The organism is Mesorhizobium sp. M0244 (assembly GCF_040321795.1).
Lineage (GTDB): Bacteria > Pseudomonadota > Alphaproteobacteria > Rhizobiales > Rhizobiaceae > Mesorhizobium.
The window spans coordinates 1-7,369 of sequence record NZ_JAMYSE010000159.1 but is presented as its reverse complement, the minus strand read 5'-3'; the positions used below and the strand labels follow the sequence as shown (position 1 = coordinate 7,369).

General features: G+C 62.5%; 5 protein-coding genes. All 5 read right to left on the bottom strand.

Features of this window, described 5'->3' with window-relative positions:
- Positions 1-458: 458 nt before the first annotated feature.
- Entirely contained in the window at positions 459-1,568 is a 1,110-nt protein-coding gene (locus tag NKJ08_RS37635) for an IS110 family RNA-guided transposase (RefSeq protein ID WP_352786234.1), read from the bottom strand.
- Between the two features lie 337 nt (positions 1,569-1,905).
- Positions 1,906-2,877, bottom strand: coding sequence for a sulfotransferase family protein (locus NKJ08_RS37630; RefSeq protein WP_352786233.1), 972 nt, complete (start codon positions 2,875-2,877; stop codon positions 1,906-1,908).
- The gene (locus tag NKJ08_RS37625; RefSeq protein ID WP_352786231.1) at positions 2,874-4,889 is read right to left on the bottom strand and encodes a class I tRNA ligase family protein; all 2,016 of its coding nucleotides are present in this window, start codon (positions 4,887-4,889) and stop codon (positions 2,874-2,876) included. Before NKJ08_RS37625 ends, NKJ08_RS37630 begins: the two co-directional genes overlap by 4 nt.
- 7 nt (positions 4,890-4,896) lie before the next feature.
- Positions 4,897-5,949, bottom strand: a complete 1,053-nt coding sequence (locus NKJ08_RS37620; RefSeq protein WP_352786230.1) for an FAD-dependent oxidoreductase — start codon at positions 5,947-5,949, stop codon at positions 4,897-4,899.
- Entirely contained in the window at positions 5,946-7,250 is a 1,305-nt protein-coding gene (locus NKJ08_RS37615) for a lysine N(6)-hydroxylase/L-ornithine N(5)-oxygenase family protein (RefSeq protein WP_352786229.1), read from the bottom strand. Before NKJ08_RS37615 ends, NKJ08_RS37620 begins: the two co-directional genes overlap by 4 nt.
- Positions 7,251-7,369: the final 119 nt, after the last annotated feature.

Below are 7,369 nucleotides of genomic sequence, written 5' to 3'. Positions count from 1 at the left end.
TTTTTCTAATCCACTCTTCTCCCTGACCCCCCCACCCCGTCGCCCCCCCCCCGCCCGCCGGTCTCCCGCGGCGCGGCCCCCACCCGCCCCCCCCCCCCCCCCCCCCCCCCCGGCACCAACGAAACTGCAAAGCAATGAGGGGGTCAGTTCTTCGTTTCGCCCCAGGGGTCAAATCCTCACTTCGCTTGACAAAGGCAAGAAGGCTCGCCTGCTTGGCAGGTTTGCGAAGCAGTCGGACCGGCTGAAGCTGCACAGGGCTGGGGGTGGAGCTCAGAGACGACGGTTGATCAGACTCTCATCCGCGGGTTGGGTACCGGCCTTCCGTATCTTCGTCTCGGGGCTGTCCTCGGTCTACAGGGCGGGCGTCGGGCGCATCGGCTTGGCCACATAACTAGCGACGGGAGTTCCCCACCGTGGCCCCACCCCCAACACTGTGCAGCGGGTTGGGTCGAGACCGGCTATGACGGCGCGACCTCCCGGCCGATGGCCCACAAGAAGGCGGCCATCTCGCGTGCGATCGCAGCCACGACCACCGGCGGCTTCTTGCCGGCGGCGCTGAGGCGACGATAGCGGGCGCAGAGCCGGAGCTGCCCCTTCCAGGCAATATCGCGGACGGCCTTGGGCAGCCCCTCGAGCCGCACCCTCAGGGTCTCACTGACCCTGGCAGGATAGCGGTAAGTCCATGCCGCTTCGACCAGGGCGCGGCGGGCGCGTCGATTGCCGGCGAGCGTAAGGCTCGACCGGCGAACCGTGTCACCGGTCGAGCGCTCCCCCGGGACAAGGCCGAGAAAGGCCATCAACTGCGGCGGCGTATCGAAGCGACGCACATCCCCAATCTCGGCCGCAAATATCACTGCGACCAGGAACGAGGCGCCGCGCATGGCCTGATAGGCCTCAACGACTCGCGCCATGGACCAAGTTGGCACGACGGCGCGCAACTGCTCATCCAGGCGGTGTAGTCGCTGAGCCGCGTCCTCGATCGCGTCGATCTTCTCCTGGAACACGATCTGCTGCGTGGTATGCTCGAAGTTCTGTCGGGCAAGCCAGCGCCGGTGCGCCAATGTCCAATGACCGCCGTTCTGGTAGATCCGCCCATGGCGCAGAAGGAATGAGAGCAGCTGCTGGCGTTTGCGGCGCAGGTCGTCGGCTGCGGCTTCGCGGGCTCGGACCAGATCGCGGACAGCCTCGTGGACTACGTCCGGCACCCACACCCCGATCAGTTCGCCCGCCCGATGCAGTCGCGCCAGCGTGACCGCGTCCCGCCGGTTGGTCTTGACGCGCTCGCCCGGCCGCTTCGGGATCAGGGCCGGCGCAACCACGATGCAGTCGTGACCAAGATCGCGGACCTGCCGGCACAACCCATAACCCGTCGGCCCAGCCTCGAAGCAGACGTGCAGTCGATCATACTTTCTTCCCAGCTTCTTGATCGTCCGCTCTATCGCCGCCGGACTATTCTCGACCTCGCCGACGAACCGGACCTCGCCGGTGCGGCCGCCCTCCGCGATCGCAACCGCGTGCTTCTTCTTGGCTACATCAAACGCGACAAATGCTTCGCTATACTCTCCCATGGCTCGCTCTCCGTGCGTGAGGATCGGCTCGGCCCATCCGAGCAACCCTCGTCTTTTAATCGCACGAAAGGGCGGGCCACCGTTCTCCGCCTCGGAACATGACGTCTAGTCTTAGTCTAGAGCGAAGATGTTGCGTCCGACTAAGTTCGCTGTGAGCTTCACTGGTTGAGTTTTGCACGGTGTCCTCCGAGCTCTCACAAGAGATCGATCGGCCGCTTAGCTGATTTGCGGGCAGAACGGCTCGCAAAGGAGGCCTGCGTCTGCCGCCCAACGCCAAGGTGTCCAGCGGCTAGCCGGTCCGGCCGGTCCGCTGATCCATCTTGTCCCGTCCGCCGGCTCATATAGCCTCCGGTTCAAGCTTCAGCTGAGTAAAGCAAGCATTTCTAGCTCGCGCATAGATATCTGTGATTCCTTTGCGCGCGAGCAGCGCTCGCATCTCGTCGGTCACGTAGCTGACGTTGCGATCCTTGAACCGGTAACGGGTCTCGGACGCATGGAGACCGACCATGACATAGGGAGCAGGCTCGACCGGAAAACGCACCAAGGATTCCGGCGATTCCAAAGAGCCCCGCTTGCCCCAGTCGTCGACTAGAGCCGGCGTGAACCTATCGCCGAGATCAAAACAGTCCAGAAGCGCGGCCACCGCCGCGTGTGGATGCTTACTTGCCTCGTAAACATAATTCACCACCCGGATGCCATGTCGGCGGGCATTGCGCTCGATCCGCGCGGCATTGAGCGCCGACAGCAAGTAATGCTGCACCAAGGTAGCGGGTGCCCTGTGCTGGCTCCACTTCTCGAGCCAGGAATCAAGAGACGCGACCGGCTCGCGTTCGAGCGCGACCATAGTAATCTTGGCCGCAGGATAGCCCGCCGCCACCAGAAGATCGATTGGGTCGAATAGGCATTCGGCCAGCAAATAGGGGCCGGTCATTTCCTTGCAATGGACGAGAGGCGTTGTCGCGCGATCGGGCACGATCCAGGGCGCGCTAGGTTGACCAAGCGCCTCGAACCGCATGACAGTCTTGACCGGCTGGTAATAGGACGGCAATCCCGCGATGCCGAAGAGGTTGGTCAGCGCAGTCGAGCCCACACGGCATTTGCCGCACGAAACAGCAAGGGCTGGGAAGCTATCGGCCGATCGGTCCTCGAAGGCGCGGGCCAGGGTGTCGACGATGCGCTGGTTCAGGTCGGTCAGTCTGGCCTCTACCGCCTGGTAGCGGCCTTCGGGCGCCAGTGGCAGCGAGTAAAGATACTTGGCATCATCGGCTTTGATTGCTGCGCAGATCTGATCGAGATTGGGATCGCTCACTGGTGCACCTTTAGTGCTTCCTCCTCATCGAGATGAGGATTGCCGGATCTGGCGTAGAACACCAACACGGGTCCGAGATCAAAGCGCGTCCCGGGCGCAAGTCGCTGGACGGACCGGGGCCATGTTTCGGTTGAGACGCCATCGATGCCTCGCGCCACCGTGCTGGCGAATCGGGGCATCAGCGGAGCGAGTGTCGGTGCCAGGATCGCAGCGGCCGTCGTTTGAAGGGCTAGCGAAGTCCGATTGCGGGCGGGATAGAAACGTCGCGCCGCCGCATAGTCTTGCGCCCGACGGTAGATCACGCAATCGCGCACGAAATCGCAGACCTGAGCGGCCGCGCGCCGGACCGAGAAGCCTTCGTCCGAATAGGCGCGCTCCATCGCGGCGCGATAGATCTCTATCCGAGCAAAGAAGGCGCGGTCGGCCGGGCTCCAGTCGCCTGCATCGGGCACACGGCCGCCAAAATCCTGCTTGATTTCCTGGTTCAACGCATCGAGCCAGTTCAGCCAGATCCCTTGGAACACCTCGTTCTCGGTGCGGCGCAGCGCGTCCAGCGTGAAATCCGTCCGCTCACCTTCCGGGCGTGTCAGGCCCAAATGGAGGCGCACGACGTCGACCGTCTTTCGGCTCAGAACCTCCTTGCCCCAGACCGCATGGCGGCAGCTGGTTGAGAACTTCTTGCCGTCGAGCAGGTAGAACTCGTTGACGTGATAGTGGATGCGTGGCGTCCAGTGGGAGAAGACCTCGGCGTAAAGAGCGGGGTAGAGTAGCGCGTGGTAGAAGGAATTGTCGAAGCCGAAGAAATGGACAATCTGCCAGTCGTTGCCGGGCATGGCCGCCTTCCAGTCGCGACCCAGCGAGCGGCCGAGCGCCTGGATGTTGTAAAGAAAACCGAAGGCCATCTCCGGCCAGACCCAGATCACTTGCCCCGGGAACCCTTCGGCCGGCAGGCCCCAGTCCGAGGGGTGGGTAATGGGTACTGAAAAGTCGCCGCGTCGGCGTAGGCGCGCGAAGAGATCCAAAATCCGTAGCGGGACCCCCGACGCCCTTAGATGCCGATCGATATTGTCGTAGCATCGGTCCAGCGCAAGTTCAGCGCGGCGGACGGAGCCGACCAGCGGCGCCTCGGCAGACTGCCGTGACCGGGCTGCACGCAAGTCATGGCAAAGGTTTGGGGCGCCGCATTCCTCGCAGATGTTGCCACCGGCGGACCCGCCGCAATCGGGGCAGAGGCCGGTAACATCCGGTTCGTAAAGATAATGGCCAGTCACGGCATCGAAAAGCGCAGGGCTCTGGCGCAGATCTATCGCCGTGCTGCTCAGAAGACTGCGGAAACACGCGGCTTGAAACTCCCCGTAACCGTCATCGCCCGTCGTGAGTTGGAAGCTGTGGACCTCACAATCGAAAAGTGCGAGCGTGGCGCGAATCTCGTCGGCGTAGTAGCGCGCCACGTTTGCAGGCGTCGATTGATCGGCATCGGCGCGTGTCGCGACGTAGCTCTGGTTGTCATCGCTTCCAGTGAGGTGATAGGCTTTGACCCCTTTCATGCGCAGGAAACGAGTGTAGACGTCGGCGCCGAAAAAAGGGCCAGAAAGATGCCCCAGATGCAGATCGCCATTTGGCGTTGGCGGCGTGGAGAAAACGAAGATCGGCCCGCGTGGAGCCGTGGCCTTTGCAGCGGCATCAAGGGCCGCCTCGCCGTCTCGCCAGTAGACATCGACGAAATTTAGGTCTTCGTCCCCATCGTTGCGCAGCACGTGCGCTTCAAAAGGGTGGAACAGAACGACATCGCCCGCCTCGACCGAGATTTCCCCACGGTCGGTCGTGACCTTGCCCGCGCCAGACAGGACCACGAAGGCCTCGATTTCGTCGTGCCGATGGGGCTCGGATGTGACGCCGGGTCCAACCTTTCCGAATGAAAACCCCGTGCGAACGCTTCCCGTTCCAAGCGTGGCCATGTCGATACCGAACGCCCGCGACAGCTCCGTTCGAGAAAACGTGTATTTGCGCATGACGAACCTAAGCTGTTGAAGCAGTCGGATTTTCGGCTGCCAACGCAACAGCCTCCCGTGCAATTTGTGGAGAGAAACGGTAGCCCGACCCGTTGGCGGCCCCGGCCAGGATAATGCAGCTCTGGGCCGCCAGGCGGGCGACGACGGGGGCGCCACTCGGGCTGTAGGCGTCACAGAAGACGCGGCCAGAGGTCAGATCCCTGCCCAGCCCGGGGCAGAACCGCTCCAGCACCGCGCGGCCGGCCTCAAGGTCAGCTCGCGACAGGCCGCAGGCCAGCGTCTCGGGGCGCACATCCCAATCGGTCGAAGTATAGCTGAACAGCCAGCGGCCGGCGGCTGGCTGTGGCAGCAGGAAGGCTTCGGCCCTGGGCATGAAGATCAGAGCATCATCGAGTGTAGAAGTCCGGTCGAGATGCAGCGCCACGACCTTCTTGATGCGGATTGAGAAGGCCTCGGTCAGCTCGAGGAACGGGGCTTCGACGATCCAAGGGCCGGCCGCCAAGATCACCACGTCCGCCGAGATAATCTCGCCCGTAGCGAATTCGGCCTCCGCGCCATCGCCCCTTTCGCGCAGTCTGACGCAGCGCAAGCCGTGCGCCACGCGAATCCTTGCCACAAGTTCGAGTTGCAGTTGGGCGATCAGGGCGGGCACGTCGGCGACATGAGCTCCAGCGATGCTCCAAAAACGGGTATCGTCGCAGAAGCTCGGCGCGAGACTGCCCATGTCAGGCTCAGCCGGGTCGAGGGGTCCCGTAAACTGAGCCGGATCAATCGCTTCACCCGGTCCAGCCACGACACGCATCGCTAAAGGCCGGCACCATCCGCTGACCGCCGACCCAGCCATGGCCGCCAAGGCCACGGCGCTCTTTCGAGTGAGCGACCTGGTACGGTCTTGACGACCGTAGGGGAAATGCACGCCCCCAGAATAATGCGATGCGCCGCTTGGTCCAAGGGCTTGTTCGGTCACGATGATTTCGGAGAAGCCTCCGGCCTTCGCCGCAGCGGAGGCGGACATCATTCCTAGGATGCCACCGCCGATGACCAAAAGTCTAGGAGTCATATCCCGCTGCCCATTTCTTCGGCTACGGGGTCGGGCCAGCTCTCGATCGAGGTATGGCTGATGAAGCCAGGATGCTCGGGGTTCGCGCACGGCGCGCGCCCAAGAAGGCTATCGAGGATGCGGCGCGCGCGCCAGGCCAGCAGGCTTAGGTTCGGATCGGCCAGGCCGCGCTGCCCGAGGCTCGCGTTTTGTACGAAGATGCGTCTGTCACGCGGTCCGTCCCAGCTCACCGAAAAATCCTCGCGAATAGCTAATTCATTGCCGATCTCCTCCAGCCGGTGCGCGATGGGTTCCAAGAAGTCTGGCACCGCGTTTTCGTAACCGGTGGCCAGGATGACGATGTCAGCCGTGACTTCTTCGACCTCGACCATGCCGTGCTGCAGGGTCAGCCTGTGACCCGCGCCGGCGTTGATGCAGTGCGAGACGGTGCAGCCCGGCCGCAGTGTGATGTCGGATCGGTTTGGCTCGAAAAATGCGTGGCGGTACAGCGCCTGATAGATCGCGCGCAACGTGCTTTCCGAAATGCCGTCCGAGGCAAGCACGAAACGCCGCAGGAGCAGCTTACGCTGCGACTCGCTCATCGCCGCGAAACGATCCGAAAAGCAGGGCATGAACAACTCGTTTGTGAACGGGCTGTTGTCGAGAGGCAGATAGTTTTCGCGCTGCGAGACCCAAGTGATCGAGGCAGGCCGCCGTTCTTTCGGCAGGCCGACAAGGTGCAACATCACCTCGGCTCCCGACTGGCCTCCGCCAACCACGCAGACATGCTTTCTCCGCACCTCAGGATGGATGTGCAGTAAAACAGATGAGTGGAAAAGGTTGCGTCCAGTCCAGCCCTGAAACTGAGGCGGGATTCGCGCCTGCTTGCCAATGCTGACCACGACGTCTCTGGCGCCGAGAACCGCCTTATCCGTCCGCACCCGAAACTCGCCGTCAAAGCGGATTTCGCGCACCGTCTCGCCGCGACGCACAAGTGGGTTCCTGTGGAAGGCCCAGTTCAGGTATTGCTCGAACTCAACTCTGAGCACGGCTTCGAACTGTGCGTTCAGGAAGTGATACAGACGCCCGTTCTCGTGCAGGAAGTTTACGAAAGTGTAGGCTGATCGCGGATTCACCAGCGTGACCAGATCCTTAAAGTGGCTGACCTGGAGCTCCGAGGAATCGAACGCGATGCCCGAATGCCAGCGGAAGTCGATCTGCCGATCCAGGAACAGTGCCCCTTGCCCAACTTGCTCTTGTATCTGACACGCAAGGCTCAAATTAGACGGCCCAGCACCGACCCCAACGCAAGATAACTCCACTTGCTTTCCTCCTATAGAGTCTTCCCACTCTCATGATTGCTGACAATGGCCTTTGACATAAGCTGCAGCCCGCCGATCCGATCGGCGGTCGAGGCACTTGTACGGCGGATATGAGGTGC